Origin of the sequence: Agarivorans sp. 1_MG-2023, assembly GCF_030548385.1 — a bacterium.
In the GTDB taxonomy this organism is placed as follows: domain Bacteria; phylum Pseudomonadota; class Gammaproteobacteria; order Enterobacterales; family Celerinatantimonadaceae; genus Agarivorans.
Map to the genome: position 1 here is coordinate 117231 of NZ_JAUOSJ010000008.1, position 19272 is coordinate 136502.

The 19272-nt window shown below is 43.4% G+C and carries 18 protein-coding genes; 9 read left to right on the top strand and 9 right to left on the bottom strand.

Annotation, left to right across the window (positions count from 1 at the left end; translation table 11 throughout):
- Positions 1–9: 9 nt before the first annotated feature.
- The 4 genes from aceE to ampD form a co-directional block, all read right to left on the bottom strand.
- Positions 10–2667, bottom strand: a complete 2658-nt coding sequence (gene aceE / locus Q4592_RS13275; protein WP_303513855.1) for a pyruvate dehydrogenase (acetyl-transferring), homodimeric type — start codon at positions 2665–2667, stop codon at positions 10–12.
- Between the two features lie 57 nt (positions 2668–2724).
- Positions 2725–3489: a pyruvate dehydrogenase complex transcriptional repressor PdhR gene (gene pdhR / locus Q4592_RS13280; protein WP_303513857.1), complete on the bottom strand. Its 765-nt coding sequence runs from the start codon at positions 3487–3489 to the stop codon at positions 2725–2727.
- A 257-nt stretch (positions 3490–3746) separates the two neighbouring features.
- The gene (gene ampE, locus Q4592_RS13285; RefSeq protein WP_303513860.1) at positions 3747–4601 is read right to left on the bottom strand and encodes a beta-lactamase regulator AmpE; all 855 of its coding nucleotides are present in this window, start codon (positions 4599–4601) and stop codon (positions 3747–3749) included.
- A 74-nt stretch (positions 4602–4675) separates the two neighbouring features.
- Complete coding sequence (ampD, locus tag Q4592_RS13290) at positions 4676–5215, bottom strand: 1,6-anhydro-N-acetylmuramyl-L-alanine amidase AmpD (RefSeq protein ID WP_303513863.1); 540 nt, start codon at positions 5213–5215, stop codon at positions 4676–4678.
- 157 nt (positions 5216–5372) lie between these two features.
- On the opposite strand from ampD, the gene nadC reads away from it, so the two are divergent.
- The 8 genes from nadC (at position 5373) to yacG (ending at position 12456) form a co-directional block, all read left to right on the top strand.
- Complete coding sequence (gene nadC, locus Q4592_RS13295) at positions 5373–6212, top strand: carboxylating nicotinate-nucleotide diphosphorylase (protein WP_303513866.1); 840 nt, start codon at positions 5373–5375, stop codon at positions 6210–6212.
- A 254-nt stretch (positions 6213–6466) separates the two neighbouring features.
- Complete coding sequence (locus tag Q4592_RS13300) at positions 6467–6925, top strand: prepilin-type N-terminal cleavage/methylation domain-containing protein (protein WP_303513867.1); 459 nt, start codon at positions 6467–6469, stop codon at positions 6923–6925.
- Positions 6926–6936: 11 nt separating this feature from the next.
- Positions 6937–8640, top strand: coding sequence for a type IV-A pilus assembly ATPase PilB (gene pilB / locus Q4592_RS13305; protein WP_303513870.1), 1704 nt, complete (start codon positions 6937–6939; stop codon positions 8638–8640).
- 86 nt (positions 8641–8726) lie between these two features.
- Positions 8727–9974 carry a type II secretion system F family protein gene (locus Q4592_RS13310; protein ID WP_303513872.1) on the top strand — a complete coding sequence of 416 codons (1248 nt, stop codon included), beginning with the start codon at positions 8727–8729 and terminating at the stop codon, positions 9972–9974.
- Between the two features lie 2 nt (positions 9975–9976).
- Entirely contained in the window at positions 9977–10855 is an 879-nt protein-coding gene (locus Q4592_RS13315; protein ID WP_303513874.1) for an A24 family peptidase, read from the top strand.
- Positions 10855–11457 carry a dephospho-CoA kinase gene (gene coaE, locus Q4592_RS13320; RefSeq protein WP_303513877.1) on the top strand — a complete coding sequence of 201 codons (603 nt, stop codon included), beginning with the start codon at positions 10855–10857 and terminating at the stop codon, positions 11455–11457. Before Q4592_RS13315 ends, coaE begins: the two co-directional genes overlap by 1 nt.
- 58 nt (positions 11458–11515) lie before the next feature.
- Positions 11516–12256, top strand: a complete 741-nt coding sequence (zapD, locus tag Q4592_RS13325; RefSeq protein ID WP_303513879.1) for a cell division protein ZapD — start codon at positions 11516–11518, stop codon at positions 12254–12256.
- Positions 12256–12456, top strand: a complete 201-nt coding sequence (gene yacG / locus Q4592_RS13330; RefSeq protein WP_137673691.1) for a DNA gyrase inhibitor YacG — start codon at positions 12256–12258, stop codon at positions 12454–12456. The genes zapD and yacG overlap by 1 nt, the downstream gene beginning before the upstream one ends.
- On the opposite strand, the gene mutT is transcribed toward yacG, so the two are convergent.
- The 3 genes from mutT to Q4592_RS13345 all read right to left on the bottom strand — a co-directional run bounded on the left by mutT (position 12453) and on the right by Q4592_RS13345 (position 16595).
- Positions 12453–12860, bottom strand: a complete 408-nt coding sequence (mutT, locus tag Q4592_RS13335; protein WP_303513883.1) for an 8-oxo-dGTP diphosphatase MutT — start codon at positions 12858–12860, stop codon at positions 12453–12455. The two genes, yacG and mutT, sit on opposite strands and share 4 nt — an antisense overlap.
- Before the next feature lie 61 nt (positions 12861–12921).
- Positions 12922–15636, bottom strand: coding sequence for a preprotein translocase subunit SecA (gene secA / locus Q4592_RS13340; protein ID WP_303513885.1), 2715 nt, complete (start codon positions 15634–15636; stop codon positions 12922–12924).
- Between the two features lie 35 nt (positions 15637–15671).
- Complete coding sequence (locus Q4592_RS13345) at positions 15672–16595, bottom strand: M23 family metallopeptidase (protein ID WP_303513887.1); 924 nt, start codon at positions 16593–16595, stop codon at positions 15672–15674.
- Between the two features lie 18 nt (positions 16596–16613).
- Between Q4592_RS13345 and Q4592_RS13350 the strand changes: the two genes are divergently transcribed.
- Positions 16614–17069: a DUF721 domain-containing protein gene (locus Q4592_RS13350; RefSeq protein ID WP_137673687.1), complete on the top strand. Its 456-nt coding sequence runs from the start codon at positions 16614–16616 to the stop codon at positions 17067–17069.
- A gap of 22 nt (positions 17070–17091) precedes the next feature.
- Here the strand turns inward: Q4592_RS13350 and lpxC are convergent, their stop codons facing one another.
- Together lpxC and ftsZ are read right to left on the bottom strand one after the other, a co-directional pair.
- Positions 17092–18009 carry a UDP-3-O-acyl-N-acetylglucosamine deacetylase gene (gene lpxC, locus Q4592_RS13355; RefSeq protein WP_137673686.1) on the bottom strand — a complete coding sequence of 306 codons (918 nt, stop codon included), beginning with the start codon at positions 18007–18009 and terminating at the stop codon, positions 17092–17094.
- Between the two features lie 107 nt (positions 18010–18116).
- Complete coding sequence (gene ftsZ / locus Q4592_RS13360; protein ID WP_137673685.1) at positions 18117–19265, bottom strand: cell division protein FtsZ; 1149 nt, start codon at positions 19263–19265, stop codon at positions 18117–18119.
- Positions 19266–19272 lie beyond the last annotated feature (7 nt).

Here is a 19272-nt window from a genome sequence, read left to right on the forward strand (position 1 = left end):
CACTCGCCCTTACGCGTAGAGAGGGTTAACTTTGTCAGTGTCGATGCCATATTTTTCAATCGCTTCTACCACTAACTTCTTATCAATAGTTCCAGCTTTAGCTAACTCAGCTAACGAAGCTACAACTATGTAATCGGCATTCACTTCAAAGTGACGACGTAGATTTTCACGGCTATCACTGCGGCCAAATCCATCAGTACCTAATACTTTGTAACTACCAGGAATGTAAGCACGCACTTGCTCGGCGTATTGCTTCATGTAATCGGTAGCGGCAATGGTCGGTAAATCACTTAAAGCTTCAGTAATAAACGGTACTTGCTCTTCCGCTTCTGGCTTAAGCATGTTCAAACGCTCAACAGCTTGGCCTTCGCGGGTCAGTTCGTTAAACGAGGTAACACTGAATACTTCAGAGGCTACGTCGTATTCTTCACTCAACACTTTAGCGGCCTTAAGTACTTGCTGCATGATAGTGCCAGAGCCCAATAACTGAACCTGCGCCTTGCTACCTTTATTACTCTCAAACTTGTAGATACCTTTGCGGATACCGTCAGCTGCGCCTTCTGGCATAGCTGGTTGATGATAGTTTTCATTCATCAAGGTTAAGTAGTAGTAAATGTTCTCTTGTTCACCGTACATACGGCGCAAACCATCTTGCAGAATTACCGCTACTTCAAAGGCAAAGCTTGGGTCGTAAGAAATACAGTTTGGAATGGTGTTAGCCAAGATTAAGCTGTGACCATCTTCGTGCTGCAAACCTTCGCCATTTAGGGTGGTTCTACCGGCTGTAGCGCCCAATAAGAAACCGCGCGCTTGTTGGTCCCCCGCCATCCAACACATATCACCAACACGTTGGAAACCAAACATTGAGTAATAGATGTAGAACGGAATCATTGGTACATCGTTGGTGCTGTATGACGTAGCAGCAGCAACCCATGAGCTCATGGCACCTAATTCGTTAATCCCTTCTTGCAATACTTGACCGCTAGTATCTTCTTTATAGTAAGACACTTGCTCTCTGTCTTGCGGGGTATAAACCTGACCGCCAGGGTTGTAAATCCCCACTTGGCGGAACAAACCTTCCATACCAAAGGTACGTGCTTCATCAGCAATAATCGGCACGATGTTTTTACCAATACCTTTGTTCTTAAGCATGACATTTAATGCTCGAACGTAAGCCATAGTGGTAGATATTTCGCGCTTTTGCTCACCTAATAAGGCATCAAACTCGCTCAACTCAGGGATCTCTAAGTCTTTAGTAAATTTAGGCAAACGTGTTGGCGTGTAACCTTTTAACTCTTTACGGCGAGCATGCAGGTAATCGTATTCTGCAGTGCCAGGCTTAAGTTCAATGTAAGGCAGATTAGGTAAGTCTGCATCACTTACGTCTACACCTAAACGGTCACGGAATTGCTGAACATAGTTCATGTCCATTTTCTTCACGCCGTGAGCAATGTTTTTGCCTTGAGCTGCTTCGCCCATACCGTAACCTTTAACCGTTTTGGCTAAGATAACAGTAGGTACGCCGGCTGTTTTACGTGCTTTATCAAAGGCGGCGTAAAGTTTAACCGGATCATGGCCACCACGACGCAAAGCAAAAATTTCGTCGTCACTCATATCTTTAACTAATTCAGCGGTTTCACTGTATTTACCAAAGAAGTGCTCACGCACATAAGCGCCATATTTTGCTTTAAAGGTTTGGTAATCGCCGTCAATGGTTTCGTTCATCAACTGCAATAACTTACCAGAACTGTCTTTCGCTAGCAGGCTGTCCCACTCACTACCCCAAACCACTTTAATCACATTCCAGCCAGCACCTTTAAATAGGCCTTCTAGCTCTTGAATGATTTTGCCGTTACCCATTACTGGGCCGTCTAAGCGCTGTAAGTTACAGTTAATAAGGAAACATAAGTTATCTAACTTTTCACGAGCAGCGAAAGAAATCGCACCGCGTGATTCTGGCTCGTCCATCTCGCCATCACCCAAGAACGCGTAAACACGTTGCTGAGTACAGTCTTTTAAGCCACGACCGGTAAGGTACTTAAGGAAACGGGCTTGATAAATAGCAGAGATAGGGCCAAGGCCCATAGACACAGTAGGAAACTGCCAGAACTCAGGCATTAACTTAGGGTGCGGGTAAGAGCTTAAACCGTTACCGCCTACTTCTTGGCGGAAGTTATCTAGTTGCTCAGTCGTTAAACGCCCTTCAACAAATGCGCGAGCGTAAATACCCGGAGAGATGTGCCCTTGGTAGTAAACTAAATCACCGCCATCTTGCTCATTTCGCGCACGAAAGAAGTGGTTAAAACACACCTCATAAAATGCAGCAGAAGACTGATAAGACGCCATGTGGCCGCCTAGGTCGAGGTCCTTTTTAGACGCGCGCAATACAATCATAATTGCATTCCAGCGAATAATAGAACGAATCCGACGCTCTATTGCACTGTCGCCAGGGTATTCAGGCTCATCTGACACTGCGATAGTATTGATGTAATCGCTAGTGATAGACCCGCCAGGGCCGGCTAATCCATCAATCTTAGCGTTAGCAATGACCTGCTCTAACAAGAACTGTGCACGTTCAACGCCTTCCTCACGGATCACAGATTCAATGGCGTCGATCCACTCACTGGTTTCTAGCGAGTCAACATCATGCTTCAGTACCTCTGACATGGCTGTTTCCTTATCAGTTATTAATAGTTTTCCAAACCCTAGTTTTTAAGGCTTGGGTTACACTTTCAATTGTTTTAAACGACGATTAGACCGCTCTACACGGCTATCTTCTCGCTCAATCAGCAATAGCGTTTCTTCAATAAACGCCAAATGTTTGTGTGAAGCTTCTCTCGCGTCATCTGGCTTCCCATCTAAGATGGCCTGCAGCATTAACGACCGATGGTGGCGAATTTTCTCGGCAACATCTGGGCGTGTATACAAGAGTTGAAAATTGTCCATAATGTTTTTTTCCAACAATGGACTTAAGCCTCTAATCAAATGAAACAACACCAAGTTATGTGATGCCTCGGTAATCGCTTCATAAAAATTTAAAACTGCTTTTGCTTCGTTTTGAGTATTTCCATCTTGCTGAGCTAACTCTATGCGCTCGTGACAAGCCTGAATTTTATCTAAATCAGCCTCGGTCCCTCTTAGGGCCGCATAATAGGCAGAAATCCCCTCAACAGCGTGACGAAACTCCAACAAGTCTAGTTGGCTTTCATCATGATTGGACAATAAATCAAACAAGGGATCGGTAAGCGCTTCGCGCAACTTTTGCTGTACGTAAGTACCGCCACCTTGTCGCCTTACTACCAAGCCTTTCGCTTCCAATTTTTGAATCGCTTCACGCAGTGATGGACGTGAAACATCGAACTGAATAGCCAACTCGCGTTCGGCAGGCAAACGCTCACCTGGTGGTAAACTCCCTTCTACAATCATTCGCTCTAATTGCTTAGCAATTACGTCGGCGAGTTTAGGTGGTTTAATTCGTTGGTAGCTCATCGATTCCTATCAATTTGAATATTGGTAATACCAATTTACACGCAGCAAATTAACAAATCAGAAACACCCTGTCCAGAAAAATTGACCCACATCAATTTAGCCAGCACCTATTGCCAGATATGTAAAGTCTATTGTCCTACAAATATAATTGGTCAGACCTTTTTTTGTGCACAAGATCGACCGAATGTAACAAAGGGGAAGGAGTTAACAATGAAATGTGAAAATTAGTCGAGTTTGCTACAACCCGACTGATAGGGCTAAATTAACCAACCAGCGATAGTTAGCAAGGCGATAATCGCAATCGCAAACATAATTCCGCGCTTAGCTAAACTAACGAAACGGCAGGTAGTCGCCACACACAACATCTCGTGTTCAGATTCGTCGCCAGAAAGTTCTGCTGCTACCGCCACCTTGGCCAACCAATAACCGTTGCTATGGGTAGTATCATTTAAAGCTTGCAACCAAATGGGTAAAGCTGCTGAGGTATTGCCTACCGCCAAATAACATAAACTCGCTAAACGGCTTGGCAACCAATCAATATAGTGCATGAAATTATTTACCGTAGGCGCAAGAGCCTGTACCTCGGTGCTTTTATGTAAATACAAGCCGCGGCTGCAACCATAAAACACAGCGCCAGCAGGCCCCGCTAATACATAGAAAAAGATCACCGCAAAATAGTAACGATAGTTAAGCCACATGAGCTGGGTGCCAGTAGAGAGAGCAATAGATTCTTTTTCATCAGTCTGATGCAGCGGGTGAATTTGGCTCAATAGCTGTTGGTTAAACTCATTACAGGCTTGCTCATTACCACTAGCGGCAGCCCGAAGGTAATCACGATAACCTTGCTGCAATGGCGGGCAACCTAAAGTAAGCAGTGGAATAAAAATCCATAAAGCTAAACTGGGTAAACCAAACAGCCAACCAGTTAAGCTAACTTGCAAGTAAGCAAGCAGCAGCGTAGGCAATACCACCGCCATAACAATCTGCCATGTTGCAGATAAACTGTCGAAACGCTGCAACCACCAATGAAATACATGCTGCCACCACCAACTGGCGCCAATTCGGCGAGCACGTTCTAAACTCAAGGCTAACAAAAGTGAAATTAAAGACATGTTGCTGAATTTACTCCATAAACGTCAGCTTGATAATAAATATTAAGTTAATTACTTAGCGATATCTAGCGACTTTATAATGCGTCTAGGTATCGGATCCAATCAAACTCCGAACCAGGATCGGTTTTCCTTCCTGGAGCAATATCACTATGTGCCACAATGCGCTGCTTGGTAATGGCTGGGTAGCTACTTTGCAGAAGTTTAGTGACCTCTATTAAGCATTGATATTGCTCTGAAGTATAGCGGCTTGTATCGGTGCCTTCTAACTCAATGCCAATGGAGTAATCATTGCAGTTTTCATGATTCTCGAAAGAAGATACACCAGCATGCCAAGCCCGTTTATCAAAAGGTACGTATTGAGTTACCCGTCCGGCTCTATCAATTAGCAAGTGGGCTGAAACTTCTAGACCTTGAAGATCATGAAAGCTTGGTTCTGCGGAACAATCGAGACAACCACTAAACAAATCATCAATATATTGATTACCAAACTCGCCCTCTGGCAAACTTATACAGTGAATAACCAATAAACTCACTTCGGCCTTAGGCCGCAAATTATAGAATGCACTGGGTATTTGCCTAGCTGAAACCAGTTGATGTTGTGCGTTGATTCTCAAGCCTAAACCTCCGTATAACCTATACCAAATGTAGCTACTCATAATAAAGACTAGATTAGCCCATGCAAGCGTGAAGCTTCTGCGTTAAAATACGCCAATATTATGATGATAATTCACTTATCTACTTCACATCTACTAACCACCAGAGAAACGATGCATGAACGCTGAACAATTGCGTGCCAACGTAAGCGCCGCTTTAGTTGAAGATTTAGGAACACTCGACGCAAACTTAGACATTACCGCCGCCCTTATTCCAGAGCAGCAAATAAGCAAAGCAAAAATCATTAGCCGTGAATCCGCCACCTTTGCAGGTAAAGCATTTGCCGATGAAGTGTTTCGTCAGCTTGGTGATGAAGTAGAAATTGAGTGGTTAGTGGCCGATGGCGATAGAGTAGTTGAAGACCAAGCACTTTGTTTTTTAACTGGCCCAGCAAGAATCTTGCTCACTGGCGAGCGCTCTGCGCTTAATTTTATTCAAACCCTATCCGGCATTGCCACTCAAGTTGCCGAATACATGGACTTGCTAGAAGGCACTAACTGCAAGCTACTCGATACCCGTAAAACTCTCCCTGGATTACGTTATGCCTCTAAATACGCAGTAACTTGTGGTGCAGGAACCAATCATCGTTTTGGCTTGCACGACGCATTCTTAATTAAAGAAAACCACATCATGGCCTGTGGTGGCATTAAACAAGCTATCGAAAAAGCCCGCCTTTTATCTCCAGGTAAAAAGGTAGAAGTAGAAGTAGAGAATCTCAATGAGCTTGAGCAAGCATTAGATGCCAATTGTGATGTGGTAATGCTAGACAATTTCTCTGTGGCATTAATGAAACAAGCGGTGGAATTAAACCAAGGCCGAGCAAAATTAGAGGCCTCAGGAAACATGACCCTAACAACAATTCGTCAGTATGCCGAAACCGGCGTAGACTTCATTTCTGTGGGTGCTTTAACTAAACATGTCAAGGCCTTAGACCTAAGTATGCGATTTGTCGCCTAATAAATGTTAATGCGAACATCCTTGTGTACACCTAGATGTACACAAGGGATTTAATAAGTGTTGCTAAGATCACGATATCATTGCCTTTTTTCAATAAAAGCTATACTTTTTTAAGTCGTATGCTTTAATGTGAAACTCATTTATAGCATCGTGGTATCAGGGACGTAGGAACAACTCAATTGTTTCACCACAACTCTGAACAAAAACAACGGTAAATGAATAACTTCAAAAAACTTGTGTAAAGGAAAGACGCAATGAAAACCATCCAAAACCTTCAAACCAAAGTTGCTAACAAGCAATCAGGTTTTACTCTTATTGAATTAATGATCGTAGTAGCGATTATCGCTATTTTAGCGGCAGTAGCACTTCCGGCTTACCAAACATACACTTCAAAATCAAGATTTTCAGAAACAGTGTTAGCTGTTGGACCTAGCAAAACCTCGCTTGAAATTTGTGTTCAAACAAATGCCATATCTGCTCCTTCTTCAACTAATGATGAGTGTTACACTAAAGCTACAAACTTGGCTGCAACTTCAGCCACTGGTGACTTTGTTGAAAAAGTTGAAATTACAGTTGCGTCTAATGAATATGTGATCACCGCAACATCTGCTGGGTTACCAGAGAATAAGACTTATATCCTTTCAGGTGCAGTTTCTGGCGGGGCAGTAACTTGGGACAAAACGGGTTCATGTATCGCTGCAGACCTTTGTTAATATAATTTACAATGTCTAATAACAACTTAAACGGCCTAGCTTCAAGCTTGGCCGTTTCTTTTCCAGAAAAAGAAACTCAGCTAATTGAGCTCTATAAGCGCAGTATTCAAGAGCAAACGGCGTTTACGTCGGTACTCATTGAAAACGAATTGATTTCTAGTCGAGACCTTGCAGATTTTTGTGAAGCACAATTTGGCATTCCGTTGCTAGACTTAGACGCGATTGAGCTTACCGAAATCCCGCAAAGCTTCTTAAACGAAAAGTTAATATTCAAACACCACGTACTACCGGTTTATAGCCAAAACCAAACGCTTTATGTTGCAATGGCTGACCCAAGCAATGTAGCTGCCCTTGAAGATTTTGGTTTTAGTTTTGGACTACATGTTGAAGCGCTTTTGGTTGAGGAAACTAAACTACATAAAGCAATTCAATCCCTTGTAGATGATACCTCTAACTTAGATATCGGCGACATCTCTGATGACGATATCAGTGGCCTAGAGGTAAGCGATGAAAACTCTCGGCTTGATGAAAAGCAAGATAATAAAGAAGATGATGCACCGATTGTTGTTTATATCAACAAGATATTGATGGACTCTATCCGTCGAGGCGCTTCAGATTTACATTTTGAACCTTATGAGCATAAATACCGAATTCGTTTTCGTATTGACGGCATATTGCATGAAATTGCTAGCCCCCCTATTAACCTTGCTAATCGATTTTCTGCTCGCCTTAAAGTGATGGCGCGTATGGACATCGCAGAGCGTCGCTTGCCGCAAGACGGGCGAATTAAGCTAAAAACTGGCCGTAACAAAGCCATTGATATGCGGGTTAACTCACTTCCCACTATGTGGGGGGAAAAGATTGTAATTCGTATTTTGGACTCATCTGCCGCCAATCTTAATATCGATATTCTCGGCTATGATGACAAACAGAAGAAACTATATTTAGATGCTCTTGCTCGTCCGCAAGGGATGATACTGGTCACAGGCCCAACGGGCTCCGGTAAAACGGTATCTTTATATACAGGTTTAAATATTCTAAATACCACAGAAACCAACATATCAACGGCAGAAGATCCGGTAGAGATTAACTTACCTGGCGTTAACCAAGTTCTTATTAATAACAAGGCTGGGATGACCTTCGCCAGCGCTTTGCGCGCCTTTTTACGCCAAGATCCCGACATTGTAATGGTCGGTGAAATTCGAGATTTAGAAACAGCAGAGATTTCGATCAAGGCAGCCCAAACTGGTCACTTGGTGTTATCAACTTTGCATACAAATTCAGCGGCAGAAACATTAACTCGTTTACTAAATATGGGCGTGCCTGCATTTAACATTGCCTCTTCAGTGAGTTTAATTATTGCTCAGCGCCTAGCCCGTAAATTATGTGAACATTGTAAAAAACCAAAAATGGTAGAAGCCATTTTGCTACCAAAAATGGGCTTTACTCAAACGCAAATTGATTCTGGTATTAAATTATTTGATCCGGTCGGCTGTGACCAATGCACGGGGGGGTATAAAGGGCGAGTGGGTATTTACGAAGTGATGCCAATGAGTTCTGCAATCGCCAAGCTAATAATGTTAGAAGGTAATTCTATCCAAATAGCAGAGCAAGCCGCAGAAGAAGGTATGTATTCATTGCGTATGTCGGCCCTAGAAAAAGCCCGCTTAGGTGTTACAAGCCTCTCCGAAGTCGAACGAGTCACAAATGTGTAACTCCACCCACTACGTAATGTAATCACCTGATATATTTAGACAACTGGCTTTATACAAATTAAGTAACAAAAATTAGCAAGGATGTTATGGCTACCGCAACGACCACTAAACGAAAAATCGCTGTAAAAAAAATTAACGCTTATACCTGGAGCGGAGTAAACCGCAAAGGTGGTAAGGTTAGTGGTGAATATCAAGCTGAGACGATCAGTCAAGTAAAAGCGGAGCTACGCCGACAGGGTATAACGGTTACCAAAACCAAAAAGAAAACGGAGAATTTTCTTTCTAAGTTGGGTAACAGAATCAATGCCATGGATATTGCTGTAATGTCTCGGCAAATAGCCACCATGTTGCAAGCTGGCGTGCCATTAGTCCAAAGCTTTAACATAATTTCGAAAAGTGTAGAAAAACCAGCAATGCGTGAGCTCATCTCTGAGGTTGCTGCTGAAGTGGAGTCAGGTACGGCACTATCAGATACGCTAAGAAAACACCCTCTTTATTTCGATAGTCTTTATTGCGATTTAATTGAAGCTGGCGAGCAAAGCGGTGCTTTAGAAACCATTTATGACCGTGTTGCAATATACAAAGAAAAAGCCGAAGCACTAAAATCAAAAATTAAAAAAGCGATGTTCTACCCTGTGTCGGTGATTATTGTTGCAATTATTGTAACCACGATTCTTTTACTATTTGTTATTCCGCAATTTGAAGAAATTTTTGCGAGCTTTGATGCTGAACTCCCCGCTTTCACCCAGTTTGTAATTGGTATTTCTCGCTTTCTACAAGATTATTGGCCACTTATTTTCGGTGGAATTTTTGTGGCTAGTTATGCATACGTGCAAGCTTTTAGGCGATCCCAAGCGGTTAAAGATGCCACTGACAGATTCATTCTTAAAATTCCAGTAATAAATCCTATCTTGCATAAAGCAGCGATGGCACGTTTTGCAAGAACACTATCGACTACTTTCGCCGCAGGCATTCCCCTTATTGATGCTTTAAAGTCGGCTGCAGGAGCCTCTGGTAATGTGGTCTATAGAAACGCTATCGATGCCATACGTATCGAGGTCACTGGCGGTATGCAAATGAATATTGCTATGCGTACCGTAGAAATTTTTCCGGATATGGTTACACAAATGGTGATGATTGGTGAGGAGTCGGGCTCATTAGATAGCATGCTTGATAAAGTGGCTAATATTTATGAGCAACAGGTGGATGACGCAGTAGATGGCTTAACAAGCCTTATTGAACCACTGATTATGGCTGTGCTAGGTGTGTTAGTTGGTGGTATGGTAGTAGCCATGTATTTACCAATCTTTAAACTAGGCTCAGTTGTAAGCTAAGCATGCAAAATTTTATTCTACTCTACCCAGCCACTGCGCTGGGTTTCTGCTTATTAATAGCTCTGTGTATTGGCTCTTTTTTGAACGTGGTGATTCACCGCTTACCTATAATGTTACAGCGAGAGTGGAAAATAGAATGTCGCTCTTTTTTGGCTGATGAACTAAAAGATAACCCCAAATCAGAAGCCGACACTTACAACTTAATGATTCCCCGTTCAGCCTGCCCAAGCTGTAACAGCCTAATCACTGCTTGGCAAAACATCCCAGTTATTAGTTGGCTAATCCTTCGAGGAAAGTGCGCGAATTGTAAGGCTCCAATCAGTGCTCGTTACCCCTTAGTAGAGTTAGCTTCAGGCTTATTAACTCTGGCGTGTTGGTGGCAATTTGGTCTTAGTTTACCGTTTGTTTTTGCTAGCCTGTTTTGCATCATTTTGCTCTGCCTCACCATGATCGATTTAGATACCATGTATTTGCCCGATCAAATCACTCTACCAACCTTATGGTTAGGTTTGCTCTTCAACTTGGATACGGGCTTTGTTAGTTTGAATGATGCTGTGCTTGGTGCGGCTATCGGTTATGGCTTTTTGTGGAGCTTATTTTGGGTATTTAAATTACTCACCGGTAAAGAAGGTATGGGTTACGGTGATTTCAAACTGCTAGCGATGATAGGCGCTTGGTTTGGCTGGCAAGCCCTGCCTCTAACCATTCTGTTATCTTCGTTTGCAGGGGCGGCCATCGGTATTGGGCTAATTGTGTTTCGCAAACACCAACAAAGCAAACCTATTCCATTTGGTCCCTATCTCGCTTTAGGGGCGCTTTGCTATTTATTGTTTGGTGACACTATTCATGCTTGGTACTTTTCTTACCTTGGAATCGCCTAATGATTATTGGTTTAACGGGTGGTATTGCCAGCGGTAAGAGCCAAGTTTCCCATTGTTTTGAAGAGCTTGGAATAACGGTTGTAGACGCAGATATTGTTGCTAGAGAAGTGGTGAATATAGGCCAGCCTGCTCTAGCCCAAATCGCAGAGTATTTTGGGCAAACTATTTTGCTTGAAAATGGGGAGCTTAATCGCGCTAAATTACGCCAAGAAATTTTTGCTGATGAAGAGAAAAAGAACTGGCTAAATCAACTGATGCATCCACTCATTCGCGAAACAATGCTCACCCAGCTAAATCAAGCTCAAGGCGCCTACAAAGTCTTAGTTGCTCCGCTGCTTTTGGAAAATAAACTCAACAAGCTAGTAGACCGAGTGCTCGTTGTAGATGCTCCAACCAATACCCAGATAGAACGCACCATCGCTAGAGATAATGTAAGTTCAACCCAAGCGCAACAAATTATCGATGCCCAGATGAAACGGGAAGCAAAACTCGCCGCTGCCGATGACATCATTGAAAACAATGCCGATCTTCCAACCTTACAGCTAAAAGTTAAAGCATTACACCAGTTTTACCTTGATCTCAGTAAAAGCCATGACAGTTAATCCTCCAATGGTTACACTAGCGCAGATAAGCCACCCAAAGCTGTAAAACTGAGTTCTCATGGCCGCATTGATTTTTGAACACCCTTTAAACGAAAAAGTAAGAAACTACTTACGCTTAGAGCAATTGTTTGAGCAACTAATGCTGTCCAAAGCACTGCAACATCCACTGCAACAGCAGCAGTTCTTTCGAGTGCTGTTTGAAGTGGCTGAAGTATTAGAACGCTGTGAATGGCGCGCCGACTTACTTAAAGATTTAGCTAAACAGGCTGAAAAGCTCGACCAATGGGCATCAATGCCAAATGTTGATACCAGTAAAATTGAAGAGCTCTTGTTACAAGTTAAAACCTTTATCGCCGCCATAGCTAAGCATACTCGTGTATCTGACCACCTTAAAAATGATCGGCTACTTGCGAGTATTCGACAGCGACTTTGTTTGCCAGGCGGAAACAGTAGCTTCGACTTGCCCTATTTGCATTTATGGTTAAATCAGCCACAAGCGTTAATAAACTCTCAAGTCCAGCAATGGTTAAGCCCATTTCAATTAGTGGCTGAAGCCATCAAACACTTATTAAATCTACTCAGAGAACAGCACAGTGATGCTGATGTAATCGCCCATAAGGGCTTTTATCAAGGGGTTGCAGCCGAATGTGGCCTGTTGCGTATTGAGGTAGATACCAAGTTTCAATGTTATCCAACCGTTAGCGGACATAAACACCGCTTTGCGATAAAATTTGTTAGTGCGGTGAATGCTGAAGTAGCCGATATTCCCTGCCGCCTTTATTGTTGTAAGATTGCTTAATGAAAAAACCTAATGCTCCGCAAGTAAAATGCCCTACCTGTGATACCACCGTGATTTGGCAAGCCAGCAGTGAATACAGACCTTTTTGCAGTGAACGCTGTAAGCTTATTGATTTAGGCGAATGGGCCAATGAAGAGAAGTTTATCGCCGGACAGGACCTACAAGAAGACGAAGATAAACCCGATAGCTGGGAATTTTAATCCGCACTAAAGCCAGATTTAAGAATTTCTTCTAGAATCACCTCATTGGCTTCTGGAAAATTTAAGTCAACCAGTTCATTTCTGTTTACCCAGCGAATTTCTTGTTGTTCAGCGCCTTGTGGCTCACCTGAGTAGCGAGTTAGCGTATAAACATGTAAACATACCTTTTTATCGCCATAGTCGTGCTCAACGCGAATAAGAGGCTTACAGCTATCTTTATCTACAACGATTAACAGTTCTTCCTCCAACTCTCTAGACAACGCATCTACAACAAGCTCTCCATCTTCAATTTTGCCACCTGGAAACTCCCACTTTCCACCTTGATGCTGTGCTTGGTTACGTAAACTAAGTAAGATTCTCTCACCATCAACAATCACGCCCACAGCTACATTTACAATTTTCATTATCTTTCCTTACTCATAAAAAAAGAGAGCCTGAGCTCTCTTTTCAATAGACTTTGTAACCTTAAGAAAGCTTACCGTGACATTGTTTGTATTTCTTACCGGAGCCACATGGGCAAGGGTCATTACGACCCACTTTTTGTCCATCGCGAACGACCGTATGGCCGGGCTCAGCTGATTCCTCAGTTTGGCCCTGCGATTGTTGCTGGCGCAATTTCATTGCTCGCTCTTCAGCTTCACGACGTTTGGCTTCCATCGCTTCAACTTCTTCAGGAGCTTGAACTTGAACACGACTCAAGATACTTACTACATCCAACTTCAGCGCTTCAAGCATTTGCATGAATAACTCGTAAGACTCACGCTTATACTCTTGCTTGGGATTCTTCTGAGCATAACCACGTAAGTGAATACCTTGGCGAAGATGATCCATTGCAGCTAAATGCTCTTTCCATAACTGATCAAGCGTTTGCAACATTACAGATTTTTCAAATTGCTTAATAGGATCAGCACCTACAGTGTCAATTTTAATCTGATAATCAGCTATAGCGGCTTCTAAGATTTTTTCACGAAGTTTTTCTTCATGTAATTTATCGTCTTCATCAAGCCATTTTTGAATCGATAAATCTAAGCCAAAATCGCTTTTTAAGCGCTGCTCAAGTTCGCTAACTTGCCACATTTCTTCAAGCGATTGCTGGGGGATATATTCATCAATGACACTTGAATACACATCCTCACGAATGGCTTCAATGGTTTCGGTGATGCTATCACTGTCCATCAAGTCATTACGCTGTTCGTAAACGACCTTACGCTGATCATTGGCCACGTCATCAAACTCAAGCAGAGATTTACGTACATCAAAGTTACGCCCTTCTACTTTACGCTGAGCATTCTCAATAGCACGAGTCACCCAAGGGTGCTCAATCGCTTCACCTTGCTCCATGCCTAGTTTTTTCATCATACCGGTTACTCGATCTGATGCAAAAATACGCATTAAGCTGTCTTCCATTGATAAATAGAAGCGCGTAGAACCTGGGTCACCTTGACGCCCAGAACGACCTCGTAGCTGGTTATCAATACGACGAGATTCATGTCGCTCAGTACCAATAATATGTAACCCGCCAGCGGCTAGCACAGCATCATGGCGTAATTGCCATTGTTGTTTCACTTCAGCGATTTTCTGTTCGGTCGCGTCTTCACCTAAAGCGCTGATCTCAACCTGTAAGTTACCACCCAACACGATATCGGTACCACGTCCGGCCATGTTGGTAGCAATAGTCACAGCACCTGCAGTACCTGCTTCAGCGACAATGTCTGCTTCTTTCTCATGAAATTTAGCGTTTAGTACATTGTGCTTAACTTTTTCTTTCTTAAGAATACTAGAAAGCAGCTCTGAGTTTTCAATAGAAACCGTACCCACAAGAACCGGTCGCTCGGCTTTCACACATTCGCGAATATCGTCAATAATCGCTTGGTATTTTTCTTCTGCTGTCAGATAAACCAAATCCCCTTGGTCATCACGAACCATTGGTTTGTTGGTGGGCACTACAACAGTGTCTAAGCCATAAATTGATTGAAATTCAAATGCTTCGGTATCAGCAGTACCCGTCATACCAGACAACTTCTCGTATAAACGGAAGTAGTTTTGGAAGGTAATTGACGCCAGCGTTTGGTTTTCGTTCTGAATAGCTACGCCTTCTTTAGCTTCTACAGCTTGGTGTAAACCTTCAGACCAGCGGCGACCAGGCATTGTACGACCAGTGTGCTCATCTACAATCACGATTTCGTTAGTATCGCTAACGATGTAGTCAACGTTACGCTCAAACAAAGTGTGAGCACGCAAACCAGCATTAACGTGGTGAAGCATACTAATATTAGCGGCGTTATATAAAGAATCGCCTTGCTCCAACATGCCACGTTCTTGCAGTGTTTCTTCTACAAATATCTGACCATTTTCGGTTAGGTGAACCTGCTTGTTCTTCTCGTCAAGCGTATAGTGACCGTCGCCAATAAGCTCTTCAGTATCTTCCTCTGCTTGGCGAACCAATAATGGAATGATGTCATTAATCTTTTTATATGATTCTGAGCTATCTTCAGCCGGACCAGAAATAATTAATGGTGTACGTGCTTCATCGATTAAGATTGAATCCACTTCATCGATAACTGCGTAATTTAGTGGACGCTGAACGCGTTGCTCTGGCGCAAAAGCCATGTTGTCACGCAAGTAGTCAAAACCAAATTCGTTGTTAGTTCCGTAGGTAATATCAGCTGCGTACGCCGCTTTTTTCGCTTCATGGTCCATACCAGAAACGTTCACAGCAACACTTAGGCCCAAGTATTCAAACAACGGGCGATTCCAATCAGCATCACGCTGAGCAAGATAATCGTTCACCGTAATAACGTGCACACCTTTGCCCGTTACGCCGTTTAAATAAGCCGGTAAGGTTGCGGTTAAGGTTTTACCTTCACCGGTACGCATTTCGGCAATTTTGTTGTCGTTAAGTACCATGCCGCCAATTAACTGCACATCAAAATGGCGCATTTCAAATACACGCTTAGATGCTTCACGCACAACCGCGAATGCTTCTGGCAAAATGGCCTCTAGAGTCTCGCCCTTTTCTAAGCGCTCTCTAAATTCGCCCGCCTTAGCTTGTATTTCTTCAGCAGACAGTTTCTCGTACTCGGGCTCTAAAGCGCTAATAGTGATAGCGACTTTACGCATCTTTTTGATGGTACGATCATTTCGAGTACCAACGATTTTTGTTACTAATTTACTAATCATGAAACACTACTTTTGCTAAGACGAAATCCAATTTTCTAGGCACTGGCTTTGCGGTAAATAAACTTACTGGGATTTAGCGGACGACCGTTTTTCAGCACTTCAAAGTGCACGTGAGACCCAGTTGAACGGCCGGTACTGCCCATCAACGCAATCTCATCCCCTTTACTTACAACATCACCCTCTTTTACTAATACAGCTTTAGCATGCGCGTAACGTGTTACCATTCCGTTACCATGCTCAATTTCAACTAGGTTACCATAACCAAAGCGGCTTCCCGCCCAAACAACGACTCCAGAACCTACCGAGCGTATTTTGGTTCCTTCTTTACCCGCGATATCTACACCTTTATGGCGAGCCTTACGCTTAGTAAAAGGATCTACTCGAGTACCAAATGGCGAAGAAATCCAAATACCCGGTCCCTTTGCAGGCCAACCAGATATATAACTACTATTAACTAGATGGTGACTTTGTTGCCAAGATTCAAGCAGATTCAGTGATTTTTTCTTTGCACCCACTTGAGCTTCTAGCTGGCCAAGGTCAAAAATGAGAGTATCACTGCGATGGACTGTACTATCTATATCCAACATTGGGCCGCCCATAGGCGGCGTATTGGTAAAATCAAACTCTGCAGCGAACTCTGTGTCTTCAATGAGCCGAGCACCTAAGGCATTTAGCCGCGTCATTTCCACCTGCATTTGGCCAACTTTTGCTGCCAACTGGCTATAACGATGCCGCAACTGTTGCTCGTATTGCTCGAGCTTCGGTTCTGCCTGCAAGCGGTCTAGTTGCCCCAGTAATAGTGTTTGCTGTTTGGCGAGGTTTTGATATTGCTGCACGCCCCATAAGCTAATACTACAGAGCAAAGCGACTAACAAGAATGCGAACCACGCTAATCGCAAGGGATTAAAACGAACGGTTCTGGTCTCACCTTTATGGGCGTATACTAAACTTAATTTCATATATAAATGTTAACTTTAATGTCCAAACGTCAGCATCAGCCGATTTCGATAGAACGTATATTTCACCAGAAACAGTTCACGCAAATCGAGCAGCCTTTACAACAACGTGTGCAGCTACAGCAACTTGGCAGCGAAATTTTGGCGCGCTACAAACTACAGCAATGCCGTATCGTTAATATGCGTCAAGGAGTCGCTATTATCGAAGCACCCAGTTCGGCCTGGCTAACGCGTTTAAAACAGTTTCGTTTTGATTTACTCAGCGAGCTGCGCAAAGCCATACCAGGGGTTGTCAGTTTGGAACTAAAAATAAATCCCGAATTGAAAAGTATTAAACCAGAAGCTGAGGTAAAAAGCACTGGAAAACGCCAGCTAAGCGCCCAAGCAGCCAAACATATCACAGAATTAGCAAAACACGTACCCGATGAACTGAGGGAAAAGCTGGAAAAATTAGCGGCGCTGAGCGGAGAGAGTTAGCCAGCGCCGACCAAATTGGACTTTAGAAGCTGTATACCGGTTGTTGATATGCAGCTGGTGCTTCGGCTTTGTCTTCGAAAGTGACAATTTCCCAAGCATGTTGTTGCTCTAGCATTGCGCGAACTAAATTGTTGTTTAGCGCGTGACCTGATTTATGAGCACGTAAATGACCAAGGATAGGTAGTCCTGCCATATACAAATCGCCCACAGCATCAAGAAGCTTGTGCTTAACAAATTCGTCATCATAACGAAGGCCATCTTCGTTAAGAATTCGATATTCATCTAACACTACTGCGTTCTCTAAACTTCCGCCTAAGGCTAAGTTTTTAGACTGCAAGTACTCAATGTCACGCATAAAACCAAAGGTTCTCGCACGGCTAATATCTTTAACAAAACTATCTGCAGAGAAGTTCATTGAAATCGCTTGATTACGCCCTTCCATTGCTGGGTGGTCAAAATCAATTGAGAAATCAATTTTAAAGCCTTCATTACTTGGCAGTAATTCGGCCCACTTATCTTCATGCTCTACACGAATAGCTTGTTTAATTCGAATAAACTTTTTAGCTGAAGCTTGCTCTTCAATACCCGCTGATTGTAATAAGAATACAAACGGGCTTGAGCTGCCATCCATCACTGGAAGTTCAGGAGCATCAACATCAATAATTACATTATCCAAGCCTAACGCTGCAATTGCGGCCATTAAGTGCTCTACCGTAGATATACGGTTGCCTGCATCGTCAATAAGACAAGTACATAACATGGTATCGCGCACTAACTCTGCTTTTGCAGGGATCGTTACAACCGGATCGAGATCGGTACGGTTAAACAGAATACCGGTATTCGCAGGTGCTGGACGTAAGACCATGGTGACCTTGTGCCCGGAATGCAAACCGATGCCTGTCGCTTGTACTGACTTTTCAAGAGTCCGTTGTTTAAGCATAAAAATTCCTCTGCTTTACGACCAATAAACTAGATGGTCGGACATCTTAACACAAGTTTGATATACATCACAAACTTTTGTCTAAAACTTCAGCAATCGCCAACAGATTAATCTGCTTGGCGACGCAAAAATGCTGGGATGTCTAAATAATCACCATCACCACCGGCACTGCGTGGTTCTGCATTTACTACAGCTGCTGGTTCTTCAACCATAGGAGCGGTATCAACAGGCATAGTGCGGGCTACAGGCTCAGCATTTACTGCTTGCTGCGGCTTAACAATCGAGATATCTGGGCGACGTTCTGCGCCAATACCTGTTGCGACTACAGTAACACGCAACTCATCGCTCATTTCAGGGTCAATAACTGCACCTACTACTACTGTAGCGTTCTCTGAAGCAAAACCTTTCACAGCATTACCCACGGTTTCGAATTCTTCGATGCTCATATCAAAGCCAGCGGTAATATTTACCAATATTCCGCGCGCGCCGGCTAAATCGACGTCTTCAAGCAATGGGCTTGAAATAGCTAATTCGGCAGCTTCTTCTGCACGATCTTCACCAGCAGCAATACCAGTACCCATCATAGCAGTGCCCATTTCGCGCATTACCGTGCGAACATCAGCGAAATCCACGTTAATTAAACCAGGGCGTGTGATTAGCTCAGCAATACCTTGTACTGCGCCGAGTAATACGTTGTTCGCGGCTTTAAAGGCATCTAACAATGAAACACCACGACCAAGAACTTTTAACAGCTTATCGTTAGGAATAGTGATTAACGAATCCACATTTTTACTGAGTTGTTCAATACCTTGCTGAGCATAACTCGTACGCTTCTTGCCTTCAAAGCCAAAAGGTTTAGTTACAACCGCTACCGTAAGAATACCGAGTTCTTTGGCAACTTCAGCAACAACGGGTGCAGCACCAGTACCTGTACCACCGCCCATACCAGCAGCAATAAATACCATATCAGCACCTTGTAATTGGCTCATTAGCGCATCGCGATCTTCCATCGCAGCTTCACGCCCCACCTCTGGGTTAGCGCCAGCCCCTAATCCCTTGGTGATGGCCCCACCAATTTGTAGAGTATTGTCAGCACCAGAATTACGCAGTGCTTGCGCGTCTGTATTGATAGTGATGAACTCCACCCCTTCAATAGACTGTGCAACCATATGCTCAACAGCGTTACCGCCGCCGCCACCTACGCCTACAACTTTAATTACCGCTTCATCGGTATGGCTATCCATAATCTCAAACATAGTTCTC

Bases quoted from the DNA above. Each gene is read 5' to 3' on its own strand.
- aceE (WP_303513855.1), bottom strand. From the start codon at position 2,667: ATGTCAGAGGTACTGAAGCATGATGTTGACTCGCTAGAAACCAGTGAG.
- pdhR (WP_303513857.1), bottom strand. From the start codon at position 3,489: ATGAGCTACCAACGAATTAAACCACCTAAACTCGCCGACGTAATTGCT.
- ampE (WP_303513860.1), bottom strand. From the start codon at position 4,601: ATGTCTTTAATTTCACTTTTGTTAGCCTTGAGTTTAGAACGTGCTCGC.
- nadC (WP_303513866.1), top strand. From the start codon at position 5,373: ATGAACGCTGAACAATTGCGTGCCAACGTAAGCGCCGCTTTAGTTGAA.
- Q4592_RS13300 (WP_303513867.1), top strand. From the start codon at position 6,467: ATGAAAACCATCCAAAACCTTCAAACCAAAGTTGCTAACAAGCAATCA.
- pilB (WP_303513870.1), top strand. From the start codon at position 6,937: ATGTCTAATAACAACTTAAACGGCCTAGCTTCAAGCTTGGCCGTTTCT.
- Q4592_RS13310 (WP_303513872.1), top strand. From the start codon at position 8,727: ATGGCTACCGCAACGACCACTAAACGAAAAATCGCTGTAAAAAAAATT.
- Q4592_RS13315 (WP_303513874.1), top strand. From the start codon at position 9,977: ATGCAAAATTTTATTCTACTCTACCCAGCCACTGCGCTGGGTTTCTGC.
- coaE (WP_303513877.1), top strand. From the start codon at position 10,855: ATGATTATTGGTTTAACGGGTGGTATTGCCAGCGGTAAGAGCCAAGTT.
- zapD (WP_303513879.1), top strand. From the start codon at position 11,516: ATGGCCGCATTGATTTTTGAACACCCTTTAAACGAAAAAGTAAGAAAC.
- yacG (WP_137673691.1), top strand. From the start codon at position 12,256: ATGAAAAAACCTAATGCTCCGCAAGTAAAATGCCCTACCTGTGATACC.
- mutT (WP_303513883.1), bottom strand. From the start codon at position 12,860: ATGAAAATTGTAAATGTAGCTGTGGGCGTGATTGTTGATGGTGAGAGA.
- secA (WP_303513885.1), bottom strand. From the start codon at position 15,636: ATGATTAGTAAATTAGTAACAAAAATCGTTGGTACTCGAAATGATCGT.
- Q4592_RS13345 (WP_303513887.1), bottom strand. From the start codon at position 16,595: ATGAAATTAAGTTTAGTATACGCCCATAAAGGTGAGACCAGAACCGTT.
- Q4592_RS13350 (WP_137673687.1), top strand. From the start codon at position 16,614: ATGTCCAAACGTCAGCATCAGCCGATTTCGATAGAACGTATATTTCAC.
- lpxC (WP_137673686.1), bottom strand. From the start codon at position 18,009: ATGCTTAAACAACGGACTCTTGAAAAGTCAGTACAAGCGACAGGCATC.
- ftsZ (WP_137673685.1), bottom strand. From the start codon at position 19,265: ATGTTTGAGATTATGGATAGCCATACCGATGAAGCGGTAATTAAAGTT.